Genomic DNA, 19,942 nt, shown 5'->3' with positions numbered 1-19,942 from the left:
AGATGAAATGGCGATTAACAGGCAGATATATGGTCTCTGTCATTATCGTGACCATAATCACGGTCTTTATCAACTTATTCGTATTTATGATTTGGCTCGTACTTCAGGCAAACAGCCAGCATAACGAGGAAAATACGCCTGAAACCTTTACAAGATCATTTGAACAATACGTCTCTTTTTCTGATCAAGGGATAACCGTAAACAAAGAAGGGCAGAAAGCCTTAAAACAACAGAATGCATGGATTCAAATTTTAGACGAAAATGGACAGGACGTGTATCATGCGCAGGCACCTAAAGGATTAAAGAACAAATATACTCCGATTGAAATCGTGAACTTACATAAATATAAAGATAAGCAATTATTATCGACCATTTATGCTGGCGGAAAAAAAGTAAAGGGCAAAGAATACAGTTACTTTATCGGATTTAAAGATCCTTCCATTGGAAAATACCTATTCTCGTTTGACACGAAGGATTTAGTAACAAGATTCAATATCGGGACGATGATTTTATTATCAATTGATGCCATCATAGCGTTACTCATTGGTTACTTATTCAGCCGGCAGCTCACAAAACCGCTCGGCCGTGCCATTCATAGCATCCAGCGGCTGGCAAACGGAGATTACACGACAAATCTGCCTGCTAAAGGAATTTATAAAGATGTCTTCTATAATGTCAATCACTTATCAGAACAGCTCGCTTCAAGCAAAAAAGAAAAAGACAAACTAGAGCAAATGCGTGAAGAATGGATCAGCCATATTTCTCATGATATTAAAACGCCGCTCGCTTCTATTCAAGGCTATGCAGAAATCATGAAAGACCCAAAGTATCCTCTTTCAAAGCAAGACATCAGACATTACGCGGGCATCATTGAGAATAAATCATTGTATATCAAAGATGTTATGGAGGATCTAAATTTAACGACAAGGCTGAAAAATAACGGCGTCATGCTCAATAAAGAGCTGGTCAACATCGTGTCACTGCTGCGGGAAACGTTAATTGATATTTTAAACGATTCAAGATATGCAGATCAGACGATTGAGCTTCAAACGAATGAAGACAAGCTCATGCTGAATATTGATAAAATCCTCATGCGAAGAGCGGTTACCAATCTGATTTTAAATGCCCTCGTTCACAATGATCCTGATGTGACGATCATTGTACAGCTTGAACAAAAAGAAAAAACCCATATCACGATTAAAGACAACGGCAGAGGAATAGAAGAGGCAGAGCTGGAAAAAGTGTTTGACCGCTATTACAGGGGGACGAATACAGGAGTTTCACATGCTGGCTCTGGTCTTGGGATGGCCATTGCAAAGGATATTATCGTCAAGCACGGCGGAGACATCACGATCCGCAGCAGTGTAGGAAAAGGAACAACAATTGATATCCAACTACCAGCATAAAAATAGACAAAAAAAACGGTTCTGATCAACAACAGAACCGTTTTTTCACCTAATTATTTATTCTGAAAATACTTTGATGCCTTTCACAATGTTCCAAATGAAGAAGTAGATGGCAACAAGGAATGTCACTGCATATGTCGCAATTAAGAAAGGCCCCGCATGGCTGATATCTTTCATACCAAGTAAACCTGAACCAAGGATGCCAATACCAAAAATCAAATAAGGTATGACATGCGTCCATAATGATTTTTTCGCATGATATTTCACTTCGTCCTGACCTAAGAAATAGACGATAATTGGGAACAAAAATGGTGCGAAAAAGATACTGAAGTAACATAATGATGACAAGACTTTATTTTCTCTCAAAACGTTTCACCTCTATGATTTATTCACTACATACACATTGTACTACCTCAACCTTAATCCGTATTAATCTGAACCTTACAGCAACCTTAAAAATGTTTACCTTTTAAAATAATTTATAAACGACATACTATAATATAGGTATTTAAATCTATTTTACCGAAAAAAATAGTTGACTTTGGTTTATCCTGTGTTTACAATAAAGTCGTAACCGATGCAGGAGTGTTACTGATATCATCAGGCACCACCAAGTCAGGTAAACATGTTGTACATTTGTACGTTGTTTGCTGAGATTTTGGTGTTTTTTTATGCTTTTTTAGCAGTTTTAGGTAAGGTGGGATGAACATGTTCACCGTCGTTAAAGTTTTAAACAATAATATCGTATTAGCTCTAACAGACACTCAAAATGAAGTAGTTGTTTTTGGTACAGGAATAGGCTTTAAGAAGAAAAAGGGTGATACACTTGATGAGAGCGCTGTCAGTAAGACATTTTATTCTGATCAGACGTCTCCATTAGAATCTCAACTTGCCGCTATCCCAACTGATATCCTTTTATTAACTGAAAAAATCATTCATATGGGCGAAGAGATGTTGAATAAAAAATTAGGTTCTAGCATGCTGTTTTCGCTATCTGATCATCTTACCTTTTCTATTCAAAGGCATCAAGAAAAAATGGAATATGAAAACCCAATTGTATGGGAAATTCCACATCTATATTTTCAAGAATATCAAATTGGGAAAAAAGCACTTAAAATTATTCAAAAAATGATGGGGATTACTTTTCATGATACAGAGGCTTCACTCATTGCCCTTCATTTTGTAAACGCTCAAATAGATGGTCAGTCTATGGGAGATACGATCAAAATGACCCATCTCACGAAGGAAATCGTTAAGATTATTCAAAACATTTTCGAGATGGTGTTAGATAAATCATCAATAGATTATTCGAGGTTTATCACTCATTTGAGATATTTTATTGTCAGACAAGAAACAAATCAACCGCCGCAGCAAATGGATGATTCATTAAAAGAATTAATTCAGGATCGTTATATGAAGAGCTATGCATGCGGTTTAATTATTAAAGAAATGTTAAAGCGGGAATTCAATTGGAATGTCACGGAAGACGAACTTGTTTTTCTAGTCATTCATATTGAAAGAATTACAAAGAAACATCAACAGAATAAATGATTTCTTTTAGGCGTGTTATGAAAAAGCATTAACCTAAACAAATCTCCATTTAGAAGTCTTTCTAATGGTGGATTTTGTTTAGGTTTTTTTTTGTGAAAATGAAGGGGTGAAGACATGGGAAACAAAGAATTGGCGCAAGAAATTATTAAATTAATCGGTGGAACCGGCAATATATCTCAAAGCTGGCATTGTATTACGAGGCTGAGATTTAATATCAACGATGAAAAACAGGTGAAAGTAGATGAACTGAAAACAGTAGACGGTGTGCTGGGAGCGCAATTCCAAAGCGGACAATTCCAAGTCATTATTGGAGCAAAGGTTGCAGAAGTCTATGAGGAAATCGACCATCTGATTGGAGAGGGCAGCAATGATTCTACTCCTGCTAAAAATACGTCAAAAATGAATCCAATCGAAGTCGTATTCGATGTCATTAGCGGGATTTTCACACCGATTTTGCCGGCGATTGTTGGTAGTGGATTGATAAAAGGGATCATGGCTTTGTTCGTTAGTTTAGGCTGGATGACGGAAAAAAGCTCTACCTATGCTGTACTTCAAATCTTTTCAAATGCTGTCTTTTACTTTTTACCTTTCCTCATTGCGTATTCTGCAGCGAAGAAATTTAAAACACGAGAATCTCTTGCGATGGCACTCGCTGGGATTTTATTGTACCCAACGATGGTGGAAGGTGCAGCAAAAGGGGCAGATCCACTTAGTTTTTTAGGATTGAGTATTCCATTAAATAATTATACTTCTTCTGTCTTACCGATTATTTTAGGAGTGCTGCTCCTTAGCTTTATTGATAAGTGGATAACGAAAGTGATTCCAAAATCCTTAAGCATCGTGTTTACACCGGTACTGAGCTTAATGATCACGGCGCCTCTTACACTAGCTTTCATAGCGCCTATTGGAAACGTTTTCGGTCAGTATTTAGAGATCTTTTTCACTTCTTTATTCCATTTTGCTGGGCCGATTGCAGGTTTATTAATGGGAGGCCTCATGCCTTTAATTGTGCTAACTGGGATGCATTACGCATTCTTCCCAAGCACGTTTGCCAGCTTTGAAAAAGTTGGCTACGATATCATGCTGCTTCCGATGAACTTTATTGCCAATATGGCACAAGCAGGTGCCGTTTTAGGGGTCATCATTCGCACAAAACGAGTAGAAACAAGGTCTTTGGCGTTATCAACATTGCTTCCGAGTTTCTTTGGAATTACAGAACCGGCCATTTATGGAGTAACACTGAGATTGAAAAAACCTTTCTATGCTTCATTAATAGGCGGCGCAGTTGGCGGATGTTTTTATGGTTTATTCTCAGTCAAAACGACAGCATTTTCAATTCCAGGTATTACATCTCTGCCAACCTATATTATGAAAGGCACAAATAATTTCCAGCTGGCTTTAATTGGAATAGCGCTGAGCTTTTTGGTCTCACTGCTTGCCACTATGTTTCTTGGCTTCAATGAACCTGCCACAAAGGATGAAGGGCAGCCGGAAAAACAGGAAAAGCCATCTAAAAATCCAGTCAATCAACAAGCTGCCAGACAAGTAAATCCTTATGAAGTACAAGCACCTATAACTGGTAAAGTCGTTCCTTTATCTGACGTAAATGATGCCGTCTTTTCAAGCGAAATGATGGGCAAGGGAGTAGCGATTATACCTGATAAGGGGGTGGTACAAGCGCCGTTTGCCGGAAAAGTAGTGACCGTTACACCTACTAAACATGCAATAGGTTTGGTTTCAGATGATGGGGTTGAATTATTAATACATGTAGGGATTGATACCGTCAGCCTAAATGGTCAATTCTTTGAGGTATTGGTGGAAGAAGGAGATGAAATCAACATCGGGGATCATTTATTATCATTTGATATAGAAGGAATTCAATCAAAAGGATTAGATGTCGTGACACCAATCATCGTCACTAATTCCTCGAAGTACCTGGATGTTATCTATACAGGTGACTCTTATGTCAACGCAGTAGAAAATAAACTCTTAATGCTCATTCATTAATCAAAATAGAAGGGATGATTGAAATGAAAGAATTAAAAAAAGGATTTTCAGATAATTTTCTATGGGGTGGCGCAACCGCTGCCAATCAAATAGAGGGTGCATATTTAGAAGGCGGAAAAGGGCTGTCAACTTCAGACTTCGCTGCATATAAAGATCCTTACGCACAAGGAAAAGTGAACAACTTTACATTCGATGTGAGTTCAGCTGAACTAAACAAGTACAAGGAAAATCCTGATGCATTTGATTTCCCAAAAAGACGCGGAATAGATTTTTATCATCGTTATGAAGAAGATATTGCACTGTTTGCAGAAATGGGATTTAAAGTATTTCGTTTGTCTATCTCATGGGCAAGAATCTTTCCAACAGGCTTAGAGGACAAGCCGAATGAAGAAGGATTGGCTTTTTACGATAAAGTATTTGATGAATGTGCGAAATATGGAATTGAACCGCTAGTAACGATGTCTCATTATGAAATGCCGATTACTTTAACAGAAAAATATAATGGGTGGATGAGTAGAGAGCTTGTCCCATTGTTCGAAAAATACGCACGTGCGATTTTAGAAAGATATAAAAACAAAGTGAAATATTGGATTACGTTTAATGAAATGAATATGAACCTCAATAGCCTTTATACAGGTGCTGGAATTTTAGAGGATCTAGTAGACCATAAATTACAAGCTGCTTACCAAGCATCTCATCATCAATTTGTGGCAAGTGCCTTAACAGTGAAGGCTGCGAAGGAAATCATTCCAGATGTCCAAATTGGCTGTATGATTAACCAGATTGAAGCCTATGCAAAAACAACAAAACCAGAGGATCAGCTGCAGGCAGTCAAATCGAATCAATTGAATATGTTCTATCCTGATGTTCAAGCTAGAGGCGAATATCCAACATACATGGTGAAATACTTTGCTGATAATCAAATCAAGCTGGATATTAAAGAGCAGGATGAACAAATTTTAAAAGAAGGCACTGTTGATTTTGTTGCGATCAGCTACTATATGTCCCATGTAGCAGAAGCACGTGAAGATGCAGCTGAGCTAGCGGGTACGTTTGACAGTCCGATTAAAAATGAACACTTGGAATTATCACAATGGGATTGGCCGATCGATCCAATGGGTCTGCGCATTTCATTAATTAAACTGTATGACAGATACCAAAAGCCTTTATTTGTTTGTGAAAATGGACTTGGTGCAAGGGATACATTGACACAAGACGGAAAAATACACGATGATTATCGAATTGATTATTTGAAAAAACATATTGAACAGATGAAAGAAGCCGTAAAAGAAGGTGTTGACTTAATGGGGTACACACCTTGGGGCTGCATTGACTTAATCAGCTGCGGAACATCTCAAATGACTAAACGCTATGGTTTGATCTATGTGGATCAAGACGACCTAGGAAATGGTACACTGAATCGTTACCGCAAAGACTCATTCTTCTGGTACAAAAATGTAATCGCATCAAATGGAGAAGACCTATAAAAGCAAATTGAATGATGTAAAACACCATCTCAGGGCGCCTTAACCGGCTGCATGCGATGGTGTTTTGTTTTTTAAGAAAACGTATCTTGACCTTGAAGTATAGTTCAACCTTTATAATGTAAATATAGAAAGACAAAATCACGAAAAAGGAGTAACGACGGAGTTGATGACTAGAGGAGAACTTGCCAAACAAACAGGAATAAGCCCTGCCGCAATTCGTTACTATGAAGAACACAACATTTTACCTGTCCCGAGACGCCGTTCGAACGGTTATAGACGATACACAGAAGATTATATTGTGAAAATTCAATTGATCAAAGATGCCAAATCATTGGGTTATTCACTAAAGGAAATAAAAGAAATATTGGAAATGCTGAGTCAAGACATAGAACTTGATACTTTAAAAAGAATTGTACATCAAAAACATGAAGAAATTGAAAAGAAAATTAAAAGCCTGCGTCTTATACAAGACCTTTTATCTAACTTATTAAAGACTCCTGAGAAAGAAGTACAAGTGTACCTCAAATCATTTCGTGTGATAAATCAGGATGACGAATAAACATATCTGCTTAAAGGAGAGAAAACAAAATGAGTATCGACATTTTTAATGGAGAACGTTCTGAAGAAAGTATTCAATTTGAAACATTATTCACGTCCCAAAGTAATAAAGAGAGTTTTGCTAGTGTCGAAAAAACCAAAAATCTTCTGTCTCAAATAGAAAATATAAAGCCTTATGCAATCGGAGACGGTGTGAAATTAAAGAGTGAGATAAAGGAGCAGACTTTCGAAGGAATGCAGGTTTTCACATTGAATGACCAAATGTCGCAAAAACAAAAGGTGATTTTATATATACATGGTGGTGCCTGGGTAAACCAGCCTCTCGATTTCCATTGGTGGTACATGGATAAAATGGCTAGGTCCCTTAACGCCAAAGTCATCGCTCCTATTTACCCTAAATTACCTCATTACAGCTACCAAGATACCTATCCAAAAATTCTAAATCTATATAAAGAAATACTAAAAACGGTTGCGAGTACCGATCAATTAACGATCATGGGTGATTCAGCGGGCGGAAATATCTCTCTTGGCCTTGCGCACCTCTTAAAGATGGAAGGTCTGCCGCAGCCGAAGGATATCATTTTATTATCTGCATGTGTTGATATGAGTTTAAGCAATCCTCTTATATTTGAATATGCCGATAAAGATCCCATTCTAGCGCCAGAAGGAATAGATGTCATTACAAAAATGTGGGCAGCAGATAAAAAGGTAACTGACCCATTAATCAGTCCAATTCACGGTGACTTTAACGGTCTTGCGAAGATCACTCATTTTATTGGAACACATGATATTTTATATCCAGATGCACTAAAACTTGATGAAAAGCTAGCAGAACAAGGAATTGACATGAAAACCTTTGTTTATCCAGAAATGCTGCATGTATTTGTCGTCATGCCAATCCCTGAGGCACAAAACGCTCAGGAAAAAATCATTCAGGTGATAAATAGTTAGATTCTCTTTTCACATATCAAAATGCTCCGGCTTGAATATTTGAAAGCTTAGCGAAATGGGCTGCTTACTGAAAGCAGTCTTTTTCCATTCAACATGACATAACATTCGGAATGTCAATTCACCTCAGATTAAATATTCCTTAAATTCCAATTTTTGTTTACAATGTGCGGATTTCCTATTAATATGATACATATTCGGTTCTTCACCGGTTCATAAAGGAGAGTGACATGATGAGTGTTTTCTTTCTTCATCCCATGGCGCTGATCTTATTTACACTGCCTTTGTTATCTTTGATATGGGGGATTGTTGGCTACTGCATCTTTAAGCGAGTTTACATCGTTCTTATCATCACATTTGCAGTCTCCACTATTTTCATATTTGCCTATACTGGGTTTGACATGTCAAATATGTATTGGGTCGTGGTCATGACCTTTTTATGCATGTGTACCTCTGTCATCACAAAAATCATTCGATATATGTATGCCCGCTATAAAAGAGCATAACGAAAAAGCTGATGGTCACAAAAATCAGCTTTTTTGTATCCATTCTTCATCTAGCGGAACCGCCCATTATCTGAAGTTTGGTATAATAGATCAGTATATTCAAAACAAGCATAGAAGGGCGAAGGGAACACAATGCACACATTTGATCTTACTCCAAAAGATGTAGAGTTAATAGACGAAGCAAAAAAGAAGATTACGAGCCTTTATGAAGAGGATAAACACCATGTAGGAGCCGCTATCCGCATGAAAACAGGAGAAATGATCTCGGCTGTCCATATAGAAGCGTATATCGGAAGGGTAACGGTTTGTGCAGAAGCCATTGCAATTGGCAGTGCTTTATCGAATGGATATAAAGATTTTGATACAATTGTTGCCGTTCGACATCCATATTCAGATGAAGAGGATAGAAGATTGAGGGTCGTAAGCCCTTGCGGCATCTGCAGAGAGCTCATTTCAGATTTCGGACCAGAATGTTTTGTCATCATAGAAATAGATGGCGAACTAGTCAAAGTGAAAATTGGAGAACTCATTCCACTCAAATATACTAGAAGTTGATATACAGCCTAGACTTAGCAGCTTCAAGCGTTCTCTTTGTTACATTCCAGATAACTGAAAAATCGCTCCACAAAATCAGCCCCATGTATGTTCTCCATATGCGCAGTATTAAAAATATATTGTTCCATATGCTCAAGCTTGCGCAGGCTGCGTACCAGTACTTTGCGATCCTCGTCAGAAAGATGAGGGTCATGATTTATCTTCAGCAATGCCTGTTTGACACGCGCGGAGACCTTTTCAACATATAGATGGTTTTTGGAAGCTGGCGGAATACATTGCGACAGGTCACAGCCTGTAAAGCGAACACCGTCAAGAATACAGTTTTCAAAATTGGCAATCAGCTTTTGTTTACCATTTCCCTCAAACGTTATATCCACCAGCTTACCGGTAAAGGTACAATTTACGATATTCGCTGCTTGTAAAACGCGGTCATTAAACCTGCATTGATAAAATGTACAGTTGATAAACACAGCATTTTCCAATGTCATTCCTCTCATATCACAGGAGGAAAATTCGCAATTCGTAAAAACAGCCTCGTCTCTAGCAATTCCAACAGAACGCAAATCGGAACGAATAAACGTACAATGATCAATTGTACTACCTGCAAAGAATCTCGCATTCGTCAGAACACACGTATTAAATACAAGATGACGCAGCTGACAGCTCCAAAATATAGGTGAATGAACATTCGAGTTATTGATGGTCGTTCCGCTTATCGTTTCATGTTCATACCTGACAATATCAGAAAATATTTCGTTGTCTACTGACATTCCAGACTCAAGCCTTCTCATTGTGATCACCTATCATTTCTTCAGAATCTTTTCCAATGATGAATACCTTCCAGCAAGTTCATTTCGGTTTCACTAAGCGGTTGGCACTGACAAGTTATTATATCATAAAGCTAGAAACATAAAGAGAGTGGTCATCGTTTTGAAAAGCGCTTATATCAAAATGTGTATTTCACATTCATTTTTTGATCATTACATTCTGCAAAAGCCTGTACATGTGGAAAGTCTGTCATACGATGGCGTGGACTTGATTAAGAAAACGAGCAGAAAGTGATGACCTGATGGTCTCATGTCTATTGCATGGCTGACAGGTGCTATCATGGAGAAACTAAGAAGGATGATTTTTTATTTGTTTCTATTTCTGTTCCCCAGAATAGATATCCGCAACGATTTTTAAAAAAGCATTCAAAGCACGTGTCTTATATCGATCTTTCTTCACGACAATGCCAATTTTCCAGGGAATATATTGACTGCTAATTGGTTTTACACAAATGTCCTCTCTGTACATATCCGTTAAAGGACTTGGAAGGATCGCCACTCCAAGTTCATCACGAACTAATGTCAAAAGCAAATCCCATTGTGTTGTGCTGTAAGCGATGTTGGGAACAAAATGTTCCTTACGGCAGCTTTCTAAAATCACTTGACTCAACGCAAATGAAGAATCAAACAATATCCAGTTATCCTCTTTAAGCTGTTCGAGTGAGAGCTGTTGTTCATCTTTTAAAGCGTGATTTTTTGGTACACAAGCTACAAATGGCGCTTCAAAAATGAGTTGTTCTTCTAATTCATGACTTTGCGCAGGTATGACAACAAAGGCAACATCTACTTCGCCTTTCTCAACGAGTTTTTCTACATGCAAGCCGCCCTCTTCAATCATTTCGAGCGTCACATCTGGATGCTTTTTAGTAAAAGCCTTTGCCACTTTGGAAAAGAAAAAGGTACCAATTATTTGTGGCAGACCGATCTTTAAATGGCCGCGAATATGCGTGTCGGTATCACCCAGCTCCATTTGCAGCTCATTCATTTGCTGAAGCACCGCAATCGCTTTTTCATATACAAGCTCTCCTTCATCCGTTAACCTAAAAATTCGATTTGACCGATCGAAAAGAATGACACCCAGTTTTTTCTCTAATTTTTGAATGGTTTTAGAAAGGGAAGGCTGGGCGATAAAAAGCTTTTCACTTGCTCTTGAAAAACTTCCACAATCCGCAATCGTTTTAAATATTTCAAAGTCCCGTATGTTCATTTTATCCTCCCATTATTCCAATAAGGCATACTCATTATGATGATGATATATTGTACATGATAAACGTTTATTTTTACACTGAGAATAAGGAGGGGGTAAGATGTCAACATGTAGAGTTGCTGTTGTGCAAGCTGCTTCTGTCATTATGGATAGAGAAGCATGTACTGAAAAAGCCATTTCGTTAACACTTGAGGCTGGAGAAAAAGGAGCCAATATTGTTGTATTTCCTGAAGCTTTTATACCTGCTTATCCAAGAGGACTAGCATTTGGCGCCACTGTAGGAAGCCGTTCTCCAGAAGGAAGAAAGGACTGGCTTCGTTACTTAGAAAATTCAGTTCCAGTTCCTAGTCAAACAACAGACAGATTAGGAGAAGCAGCCCGCAAAGCTGGTGTCTACCTCGTCATCGGTGTCATTGAAAGAGATGATGAATCAAGCCGCGGGACTTTATATTGTTCCGTATTGTTTTTCGGACCAGATGGAACCTTACTTGGAAAGCACCGTAAACTAAAGCCGACAGGCTCTGAACGACTCATATGGGGAGAGGGGGATGGCAGCACACTGCCGGTTTTCGATACACCGTATGGTAAAATAGGCGCTTTAATTTGCTGGGAAAACTATATGCCATTAGCTAGAGCAGCGATGTATGCAAAAGGCGTCCAAATCTATATAGCCCCTACAGCAGATTCCAGGGAGCTATGGCAATCAACGATTCGCCATATTGCCGCAGAAGGCCGCTGCTTCGTTCTATCTTGTAATCAATATGTGAATAAAGAGATGTATCCTAAAGATTTAGCCTGCTATGATGAATTAGCATCTTCTCCTGATGAAATGTGCCGAGGGGGAAGTGCAATCGTCGGTCCGTTAGGCGAATATATAAAAGAACCTGTCTATGGTCAAGAAGAGATACTGCTGGCAGATCTTGATTTGCGTGATATTTCTTCTAGTCAATTTGACTTCGATGTCGTAGGACATTATTCAAGACCTGATGTCTTCCAGCTCGTCGTCAATGAAGAGAAAAAAGAAAATGTAAAGTGGATGAATCGATGAAATCACACGAAAAAAAGAGCAGCCATCCAGCCGCTCTTTTTTCGTGTGTCAACCTTGATGAGTTTTTAATGGACCTTTTGTGATATGAGTAAGATGAGCATTCACGTTAAAGATTTTAGCGTTGATGTCTGTTATTCCAAAGCTGGTTATTCTTTTAGAATGCATATCGAGATAGTTTTCAGCAGCTTCTTTTGTTTCGAATAAGTAGATTCCGCCAGCCTCATTCTTCTCGGGATTCTCCGTCCATATTTTCCATATGAATCCGTCTTCCTCATTTATACTTTTCGCTAAATCAGAAAACTCTTTTGCCATTTCATCACCGAAAGGGCCCTTCATCTTAAAATCCACCTGTAATAAATGTGCCATCGTCATTCTCCTTATGTCGAAGTTGTAAAATACAGTTCTCCCAGCACTTCTTTCATTTGATACTGCTGCTGCGGAAGTTCTTTCTTCATAAAAGACCGTACATCTGATTGGTCAACATCGTACATCACTTCAATTTCTTTAGAAAATAAAAGCTTTTCTTTTTCGAGCAGGATAGAAACAGCTGGGCGCTTTTTCGGTTCAAGTTCTTCAGTGTTTAAAGCTTGCTTTAATCCTTCAACATAGACTTCAAATGAGCGGCCACCCGTGATTTTGACTCCTTTATTTTCTTCGTTGACGAAGATAATCGTTGGGAAACCTCTAGCACCAAGGTCTCGAACAAGAGTAAAATCTTGATCTAATAATTCCTGGCCGCTAGGCAGCTCCGCTTCATGGACAATCACATCTCCGTTAAGTCCAAGGTCGTTGACGATATCAATTAACACCGTGATATCCGATATATTTTGATTGAAGGCAAATAGCGCTTCTCTTGCACGGCGTAAAAAAGTATAGGCTAGTGCATCATCATGATGTTTTTGAATCACTTTGAACACGCGAGAGGGCGGGTAGGAGGATTGAACAGGATTGTCAATCATTAAGGAACCATCAATTGGCATGCGAGAATGTTCTCCAACCTCTCTCCAGTGACCAGCAACATCAGCAGGCTTATAAATTCCGTTTGCAGGATCAATTGGACCACCATGCCATTTCTCTAACAGTCCACCCAACACAGTCTGGAAATGAAAATAATGTCCATATTGCTCTTTAAATCGACGCAGGACAGGTTCAATTGCCCAGCAATGCGAACAAATCGGATCTGTTACATAATAGAGCGTTATTGTTTTTTTAGGCTGTTGAAAATCAATCACCTGGATATCCTCTTCTTCACCTACACCACATACACCTGTTTCTATATCACAAAACATCTCATTGTTTTTCAATTTCATTTACCTCCTCAAATTATGCAGGAAACGCTATTCCCTATGTTTGTTTGAATCAATCATTTGCATTACAATTAGATCTTAAGACACAATGAGTAAGACCAACACCAATAATTTCTTCAATTTGTTGTTTATCCAACAGATTAATAGATGTGTTGAAAAAAGAGGAGGGATAAGATGACGCAGCCAAAGACAGACCCTCGGGTTCTGAGAACGCGTAAGTTAATCATGGAGTCTTTTATGAAACTTTCATCGAAAAAGGAATTTAAGGATATTACGATCAAAGATGTCACGGCAGAAGCCATGATCAACCGAGCGACGTTTTATTATCATTTTGAGGATAAATACGATTTGCTGGATAAAACGCTGTCAGAAGTATTATCGATTAATTTAGAAAGTATTCATTTCAATCATCGTAAACTAGATGAAGATACGATCATCAATATTTTTAAAGCATTAACGAATTTTCAACAATCTCTGCATAACCGCTGCCAAGTAGAATATGAAACTGAACTTGCTCCTATTGTGAGGGAACAGCTTGAAATTATTTTTTATCAATTGTTAATCAATCAATATACAAATGTCGAAAAGCAAATTCTGAAGGTCACAGCTGTTTTTTTAAGCTGGGGAATTCACGGAGCTTCTGTTGAGTGGAGAAAAAATAGTTCGCACATATCATCAGAGGAGTTTATCAAATCAGCAGTGCCATATATTTTGTCAGGGATTGATTTTAAACAAGCAGATAGTTGATTTGACAATTTTCAAAGGCTTCACTAATATAAATGCTATAGCATATAAATTTCATAGAGGGTGTTTTACATGGAGTTACAAGATTTAATAGGCTATCTCGTTCATCGTACCGATCTCAAAATGACAAATTATTTTACAAACAGGTTAAAGCCTTACGGGGTCACTCCTGAACAATGGAGTATTATCAGTATTCTGAGCAGTGAAAAGGGGACTACTCAAAAAGAATTAGCAGAAGGAATTGATAAAAATCAAACCACTGTCGTCAGAATGATCCAATCAATGGAACGAAAAGGGCTTGTCAAAAAAATCTATAACGAACAAGACCGGCGCTCACATCACCTGCTTTTAACAAAAAAAGGGCACGAGGTCAAAAAGGCCATTCTTCCTGTCGTCATGGATGCACACCAAACGGTAACAAAGCAATTAAGCGATGAAGAGATTCAACAATTAAAATTACTTTTGAACAAATTATTTCATTCACACTATGAATCTTGAAACGTCTAATCTGTAACAAACGATTTATATCTAATATATGCTATGACATATAATTTTCACCAGCTGAAAATTTGTCCATTTGGACTGAGTGTTTCAGTCAAATAACTTAGAAAGATGTGATCACGATTTTCATACTTATTCTGCAAATGATATTGGCTGCTTTCTTTTTTGTAACAGGATCGAAAATTATATCAGGGAAAATGGCAGAAGAGTTCAAACGATTTGGTTTACCTGCTTTTTTTAATGTTTTAACCGGAGCCTTTGAGCTCATAGGCGCTGCTGGAATGCTGATCGGCATATGGATGCCAACAATAGCAATATTATCAGGCTTACTGTTAGGAGGCACGATGCTTGCAGCTGCCTTTACTCTGATCGTATTAGCCAAAGATCCCTTTAAAAAAGCACTCCCTGCACTTGTGTTATTCGCTCTCAGTATCGGGGTCAGCTTGTACCACATTCTTTAAGTTGATATCAGAATAAAACACAAAACCTAAACAACTCTCCATTGTTCTAATGGCGGATTGTGTTTAGGTTTTTTAGCGATTGAATTGTTTTCGAAGAACTAGGCATGAGACAGCGAATACTGCGAAAGCGCCCGCTGATCCAGCAGCAAACACCAGCTCAAATTGTTCTGGTTTGGACTTGAATAACAAAGGGACAGAAAGAATGAGAGCCGCACCACTAAAGCTCAATCCTAATATGAACGTTGCCAATAATTTATTCATAGAAACACCTCTTACACTCAGAATTAGAACAATGGAAACGACTGATTCAAGAATCATTGTGATGATTCGACATCCTTTCACATTCCTAGTTGGAGTGTATCATATGGTGGCGGGCGATTGTAAAATACACAATTGTGAAATAAACTTTTTAAACGAACACTGTTCTTTACGAACGGTGTTCGTTATAATATAAATGTGATGTGGCTTTAAACGATTTCCATAAAGAAGAGGAGATGCATACGATGACGGCATTATCTAAGAAACAAAAGCAGATCGCTATTATTGGAGGAGGACCTGGGGGGCTAACACTCGCCTTAATTCTGCAAAATTACGGTATACAAACTACTATCTATGAGCGAGAGATGCATGACAAGAGTCTTGAAAGAGGGGGCTCACTGGATATTCATGAAGAAACAGGTCAAAAAGCTTTAAAAGAAGCAGGGGTTTATGAGGAATTTCAAAGGAACGCCCGCTATGAAGGAGAAGATTTCCGTTTACTTGATAAATCAGGAAGAATTTATTTAGATGAAGAAACGGAATCAGATCAAAAAGGCACCCGCCCAGAAATTGATCGTGGTCTTTTGTGCGAACTGCTGTTAGATCAAATTGATGCTGAAAACATCAAATATGGATATAAACTAGAAAGTTGCATTTCACTAGAAAGCGGCATGACGGAGCTTCATTTTGAAAACGGAGTTGTTGAGACAGTTGATCTTGTAATCGGGGCAGATGGTGCTTTTTCTCGTGTGCGTCCTCTCTTAACAGATATTGATATTGAATACGCCGGACTCACGATGCTGGAACTGAATATCCTCAACGTAGAGATGAACCACCCTGATTTAGCTGCATTTAATAAACGTGGTAAGATGTTTGCTTTAGCAGACCACAAAGGACTGATTGGTCAGTTAAACGGAGATGGACGAATCAAAGTGTATGCAAGCCTTATGGTAGAGCGTAACTGGATTGAGACTTGTGGTATTCCGTTTCATCAAGCGAAAGAAGCAAAAGAACAATTATTAGCGTTATTTAGTGATTGGGACGATCAGCTGAAAAATTATATTCGTTATGCTGAAGATGCCATCATTCCAAGACGGATTTATACGCTTCCTGTCGGTTTTAAATGGAACCGCCATAAAGGAGTAACGCTTATCGGTGATGCCGCTCATGTCATGTCGCCATTCGCAGGGGAGGGTGTAAACATGGCGATGTTTGATGCAATGGAGCTTGCACTTGCGATTGTTCGAAATCCTCATCATATTGAAAAGGCTATTGAAGAATACGAAGACAGGATGTACGAATATTCATCGGAGAAAGCTCATGAATCGGAAAAAAGTTTAAAGCTGTGTTTTTCAAAAGATGCTGCAATCAAGCTTGCTGAAATGATGAATTCTTTTCAAGAAAACGGTGATTGATGCTCAATTTACTATTTGACTTTGACATGTTATAAAGAGATTATGAACAATTCAAATCGTCGTATTATAAGTCGTCGGTCTCGGCCGGCTAAAGAGCCCTTAAGCCGTGAACTCATTGTGAAAACTGCCTATGAGCTTCTAAAGGAACAAGGGTTAGAGGGCATGAGTATGCGTAAGGTGGCTAAAGCACTCGATACGGGACCTGCATCCTTGTATGTCTACGTGAACAATTTTCAAGAACTAAGTGCTTACGTATTGGATTATGGTCTCGGCCAAATGGTTTATCCAGATTCAGTGAATGGCACATGGAAAGAACAGTTATTTGACATATTGCATACTTATTTCCTACTGTTATTCGAAAAACCTGGTCTTGCTGAAATTTCTCTTTCCACCATCCCACAAGGAACGAACTTTTTACAGTTGACCGAACATATTCTCGCTGCATTGCATGAAGGCGGGATTAAATCTACATCTGCTGCATGGGGAGTAGACCTGTTACTGTTATACGTATCTTCCGTAGCATACGAAAAGGTCTCTTGGAAGAAACATGGCTCTTCGCAGATTTCAGATACAAAAAAAGCATTTCATGATGCAGACAAAACGCGGTTTCCTTTCATCCATAGCCTAAAAGAAGAAATGTTTGCAGGTGATACCGTATCAATGGAACGGTTCAGGTGGGGAATTGAAGTCATTTTGTATGGAATCCAGCAAGAAATCAATTAGAAAGGAGCACAAGCAAAAAGCAGTCAATGGCTGCTTTTTTTTATATTTTCTTAACTTTTTCAACATATATAAAAAAATCTATATATTGTTTTTATATATAAAAAATTATATAATCTAGTGGAATAAACAAATGAGGTGCTTAGGCATGGAAAATATAAAGAATTTATTAGAGAGCTATATTCCTTTAGCAAAATCTACGGCAAAAATGTTTGGACCAAATTGTGAAGTCGTTATTCATGATTTAACGAACCCTCAAGCATCTGTCATGTTTACAGTCAATCATCATGTGACGGGAAGAAAAATCGGTCAATCATTTGATCATTTGGTAAAGACTGTTTTACAATCAGAAAATTTTAAAGAAGATTATCTTGCTGGGTATACATTTAAAACAGAAGACAACCGTACCATTCGTTCTTCGACTTCATTAATTCGTGATTCGAAGAAAAAGGTGATCGGGGCATTCTGTATCAATTTTGATGTTGAAGCATTGAATCAAATGCAGCAATTTATGGATACTTTTCTTTCTACAAAAGTTGAAGTTCAAGAGAATGAAACAACATCAAATGATGATCTTGAAAATGTGGAAGGAATCGTAGATCAATTGATTCAACAGATCATTCAAAACAGTGTTCACCCAGTTATGAAACGTCATGAAAAAATTGAATTAATAAGGTTCATGGATGAAAAGGGAATCTTTTTAATGAAAGGTTCAGTTGAGAAAGTCGCATCTATGTTAGGAATTTCTAAAGTCACCGTCTATAGCTATTTGGATGAAATCAAACATAAATCGAATGAAGGGGAAACGAAATGAAAAACATCCTTGAGGTAGGAAATCTAAAATCCAACGGACACTATGCATTCGCAACCATTCATCAAAACACGGTCTATGTTTCAGGACAATTTGCCATCAATCCCGAAACGAGAGAAAAAGAATTCGGCCCCATTGAAGAAGAGACATTACAAGCGCTTAAGAATGTGGAGATGATTGTAGAAGCAGCCGGAAGTAAAAAAGAAAAGATTTTGCGTATGACATTATACATTTCTGATATTGAACTATGGGATAAAGTAGATGCGGTTTACACTGAATTTTTCGGTGAACATCAACCAGCACGTACTGTTGTACCAACGAATGAATTACATTTTGGTTTCAAAATTGAAATTGATGCTATTTCTTATATTTAGAATATTTTTTTGCCCATGATATATAAAAAAGTATATTTTATATAAAAAATTATCTGAAGGGGTTGATGATTGATGAATCAATTGATTTGTAACCATTGCGGTAAAAAGTATGAGATGACACCAACTTTATGGAAATGTGATTGTAACGGCGTATTAAACCTGGTGAAAGATACCCCTCAAATAGATATTGCTGCTTGGAATCACTACCCAAACTCATTATGGCGTTATGTTGAAACCATGCCATTTTCAAAAGGGTCAAAGACTTGGGAATCTGTGACAATGGGTGAAGGTCAAACTCCGTTAATCGTTTTAGATCCTCATGAGCCAAACACTTATGTAAAAGTTGATTATATGATGCCTACGCTATCCTTTAAAGATCGAGGAGCTGCTGTTTTAATGACAAAGGCAAAGGAATTAGGGGTAGCAAAAGTCATTGCGGATAGCAGCGGGAATGCAGGAACGGCGATTGCCGCTTATGCAGCTCGTTGCGAGATTGCATGTGACATCTATCTAAGCGATGAAACTTCACCTAAAAAGATCGCTCAAATAAAAGCCCATGGAGCAACGGTTAAAGAAATTCGCGGTACACGAGAGGATATTGCAGCCGCGGCGCAAAAAGCAGTAGACGCCGAAAACGTTTTTTATGCAAGCCATGTGTATAATCCTTATTTTTTTGAAGGAACAAAAACATACGCCTATGAAATTTATGAACAAATAAAAGGAGCACCTGATGCATTAATCATTCCGGTTGGAAATGGTACTCTCCTCCTAGGTGCATATTACGGTTTTAAAGAGTTATTTGAAAATGGTTTAATTCATAAAATACCGAAAATCATTGCCATACAAGCGAAAAACTGTGCTCCTCTCGTGAAAGCTTATCAAAATGCGAAAGATTCAGCATCGCCTGTTACGAATACAGGAACTTTGGCAGAAGGTATAGCCATTGCTGCCCCGGCGCGCTCCAAACAAATTCTAGAAGCTGTACAAGATACCAATGGTACATTTATAGATATTGAAGAGGATGAGATATTGAATGCACGCTCTAAACTAAGTGAGAAAGGATTTTATGTGGAAGTGACATCTGCAGTCAATTTTGCTGGCTACATGAAATATAAAAAGGAAGCAAAAGAAACAATCGTCATACCTCTTTGTGGTGCAGGAATTAAATCAAAATAACCAGATATGACTAATAAACTGATCCGGAATTGGCCAAATGATGATATAGATAAAATGAACGCTCTCTATAAATAG

The 19,942-nt window shown here is 38.1% G+C and carries 23 protein-coding genes; 17 read left to right on the top strand and 6 right to left on the bottom strand.

Annotated features, from left to right (window positions below; translation table 11 throughout):
- The first annotated feature begins 2 nt into the window (after positions 1 to 2).
- The gene (locus MHH61_RS18305) at positions 3 to 1,406 is read left to right on the top strand and encodes a sensor histidine kinase KdpD (protein ID WP_125587392.1); all 1,404 of its coding nucleotides are present in this window, start codon (positions 3 to 5) and stop codon (positions 1,404 to 1,406) included.
- 57 nt (positions 1,407 to 1,463) lie between these two features.
- On the opposite strand, the gene MHH61_RS18300 is transcribed toward MHH61_RS18305, so the two are convergent.
- Positions 1,464 to 1,772, bottom strand: a complete 309-nt coding sequence (locus tag MHH61_RS18300) for a DUF4870 domain-containing protein (protein ID WP_025093214.1) — start codon at positions 1,770 to 1,772, stop codon at positions 1,464 to 1,466.
- 342 nt (positions 1,773 to 2,114) lie between these two features.
- On the opposite strand from MHH61_RS18300, the gene MHH61_RS18295 reads away from it, so the two are divergent.
- From MHH61_RS18295 to MHH61_RS18265, 7 genes are all read left to right on the top strand, one after another.
- Entirely contained in the window at positions 2,115 to 2,957 is an 843-nt protein-coding gene (locus tag MHH61_RS18295; RefSeq protein ID WP_073205807.1) for a PRD domain-containing protein, read from the top strand.
- Positions 2,958 to 3,071: 114 nt separating this feature from the next.
- Positions 3,072 to 4,964 carry a beta-glucoside-specific PTS transporter subunit IIABC gene (locus MHH61_RS18290; RefSeq protein ID WP_125587391.1) on the top strand — a complete coding sequence of 631 codons (1,893 nt, stop codon included), beginning with the start codon at positions 3,072 to 3,074 and terminating at the stop codon, positions 4,962 to 4,964.
- A 23-nt stretch (positions 4,965 to 4,987) separates the two neighbouring features.
- A complete protein-coding gene (locus MHH61_RS18285) occupies positions 4,988 to 6,451 on the top strand; it encodes a glycoside hydrolase family 1 protein (protein WP_025093217.1) in 1,464 nt (487 codons plus the stop codon).
- Positions 6,452 to 6,617: 166 nt separating this feature from the next.
- A complete protein-coding gene (locus MHH61_RS18280) occupies positions 6,618 to 7,010 on the top strand; it encodes a MerR family transcriptional regulator (protein ID WP_025093218.1) in 393 nt (130 codons plus the stop codon).
- Positions 7,011 to 7,039: 29 nt separating this feature from the next.
- Entirely contained in the window at positions 7,040 to 7,960 is a 921-nt protein-coding gene (locus MHH61_RS18275; RefSeq protein WP_025093219.1) for an alpha/beta hydrolase fold domain-containing protein, read from the top strand.
- Between the two features lie 230 nt (positions 7,961 to 8,190).
- Positions 8,191 to 8,463 carry a DUF2651 family protein gene (locus MHH61_RS18270; RefSeq protein ID WP_025093220.1) on the top strand — a complete coding sequence of 91 codons (273 nt, stop codon included), beginning with the start codon at positions 8,191 to 8,193 and terminating at the stop codon, positions 8,461 to 8,463.
- A 132-nt stretch (positions 8,464 to 8,595) separates the two neighbouring features.
- On the top strand, positions 8,596 to 9,018 hold the full coding sequence (locus tag MHH61_RS18265) for a cytidine deaminase (protein WP_044334523.1): 423 nt from the start codon (positions 8,596 to 8,598) through the stop codon (positions 9,016 to 9,018).
- Positions 9,019 to 9,041: 23 nt separating this feature from the next.
- Here MHH61_RS18265 and MHH61_RS18260 read toward each other — a convergent pair whose 3' ends face one another.
- Positions 9,042 to 9,809, bottom strand: coding sequence for a pentapeptide repeat-containing protein (locus MHH61_RS18260; protein ID WP_125587390.1), 768 nt, complete (start codon positions 9,807 to 9,809; stop codon positions 9,042 to 9,044).
- A 352-nt stretch (positions 9,810 to 10,161) separates the two neighbouring features.
- Positions 10,162 to 11,052 carry a LysR family transcriptional regulator gene (locus MHH61_RS18255; RefSeq protein WP_125587389.1) on the bottom strand — a complete coding sequence of 297 codons (891 nt, stop codon included), beginning with the start codon at positions 11,050 to 11,052 and terminating at the stop codon, positions 10,162 to 10,164.
- 100 nt (positions 11,053 to 11,152) lie between these two features.
- Here MHH61_RS18255 and MHH61_RS18250 point away from each other — a divergent pair, with 100 nt between their 5' ends.
- Positions 11,153 to 12,100, top strand: a complete 948-nt coding sequence (locus tag MHH61_RS18250) for a carbon-nitrogen hydrolase family protein (protein ID WP_024425171.1) — start codon at positions 11,153 to 11,155, stop codon at positions 12,098 to 12,100.
- A 48-nt stretch (positions 12,101 to 12,148) separates the two neighbouring features.
- On the opposite strand, the gene MHH61_RS18245 is transcribed toward MHH61_RS18250, so the two are convergent.
- A complete protein-coding gene (locus tag MHH61_RS18245; protein ID WP_125587388.1) occupies positions 12,149 to 12,466 on the bottom strand; it encodes a monooxygenase in 318 nt (105 codons plus the stop codon).
- Between the two features lie 11 nt (positions 12,467 to 12,477).
- On the bottom strand, positions 12,478 to 13,404 hold the full coding sequence (locus MHH61_RS18240; RefSeq protein WP_125587387.1) for a DsbA family protein: 927 nt from the start codon (positions 13,402 to 13,404) through the stop codon (positions 12,478 to 12,480).
- A gap of 177 nt (positions 13,405 to 13,581) precedes the next feature.
- Here MHH61_RS18240 and MHH61_RS18235 point away from each other — a divergent pair, with 177 nt between their 5' ends.
- From MHH61_RS18235 to MHH61_RS18225, 3 genes are all read left to right on the top strand, one after another.
- A complete protein-coding gene (locus MHH61_RS18235; protein WP_025093225.1) occupies positions 13,582 to 14,154 on the top strand; it encodes a TetR/AcrR family transcriptional regulator in 573 nt (190 codons plus the stop codon).
- A gap of 69 nt (positions 14,155 to 14,223) precedes the next feature.
- Positions 14,224 to 14,649, top strand: coding sequence for a MarR family winged helix-turn-helix transcriptional regulator (locus tag MHH61_RS18230; protein WP_125587386.1), 426 nt, complete (start codon positions 14,224 to 14,226; stop codon positions 14,647 to 14,649).
- 146 nt (positions 14,650 to 14,795) lie between these two features.
- Positions 14,796 to 15,113 carry a DoxX family protein gene (locus MHH61_RS18225; protein ID WP_029706817.1) on the top strand — a complete coding sequence of 106 codons (318 nt, stop codon included), beginning with the start codon at positions 14,796 to 14,798 and terminating at the stop codon, positions 15,111 to 15,113.
- A 72-nt stretch (positions 15,114 to 15,185) separates the two neighbouring features.
- Here the strand turns inward: MHH61_RS18225 and MHH61_RS18220 are convergent, their stop codons facing one another.
- A complete protein-coding gene (locus MHH61_RS18220; RefSeq protein WP_025093227.1) occupies positions 15,186 to 15,374 on the bottom strand; it encodes a hypothetical protein in 189 nt (62 codons plus the stop codon).
- 242 nt (positions 15,375 to 15,616) lie between these two features.
- Between MHH61_RS18220 and MHH61_RS18215 the strand changes: the two genes are divergently transcribed.
- The 5 genes from MHH61_RS18215 to MHH61_RS18195 all read left to right on the top strand — a co-directional run bounded on the left by MHH61_RS18215 (position 15,617) and on the right by MHH61_RS18195 (position 19,867).
- Positions 15,617 to 16,786 carry an NAD(P)/FAD-dependent oxidoreductase gene (locus tag MHH61_RS18215; RefSeq protein WP_025093228.1) on the top strand — a complete coding sequence of 390 codons (1,170 nt, stop codon included), beginning with the start codon at positions 15,617 to 15,619 and terminating at the stop codon, positions 16,784 to 16,786.
- A 42-nt stretch (positions 16,787 to 16,828) separates the two neighbouring features.
- A complete protein-coding gene (locus MHH61_RS18210; protein ID WP_169510854.1) occupies positions 16,829 to 17,509 on the top strand; it encodes a TetR/AcrR family transcriptional regulator in 681 nt (226 codons plus the stop codon).
- Between the two features lie 145 nt (positions 17,510 to 17,654).
- Positions 17,655 to 18,320, top strand: a complete 666-nt coding sequence (locus tag MHH61_RS18205; RefSeq protein WP_034622007.1) for a transcriptional regulator — start codon at positions 17,655 to 17,657, stop codon at positions 18,318 to 18,320.
- Complete coding sequence (locus MHH61_RS18200) at positions 18,317 to 18,691, top strand: RidA family protein (RefSeq protein WP_034622005.1); 375 nt, start codon at positions 18,317 to 18,319, stop codon at positions 18,689 to 18,691. The genes MHH61_RS18205 and MHH61_RS18200 overlap by 4 nt, the downstream gene beginning before the upstream one ends.
- Before the next feature lie 72 nt (positions 18,692 to 18,763).
- Positions 18,764 to 19,867 (top strand): threonine synthase, encoded by a 1,104-nt coding sequence (locus MHH61_RS18195; protein WP_125587385.1) that lies wholly within the window; start codon positions 18,764 to 18,766, stop codon positions 19,865 to 19,867.
- The last annotated feature ends 75 nt before the right edge of the window (positions 19,868 to 19,942 follow it).

Origin of the sequence: Bacillus sp. FSL K6-3154, from assembly GCF_040869395.1 — a bacterium.
GTDB lineage: Bacteria > Bacillota > Bacilli > Bacillales > Bacillaceae > Bacillus > Bacillus safensis.
This window is presented reverse-complemented; position numbering and strand designations above follow the sequence as displayed.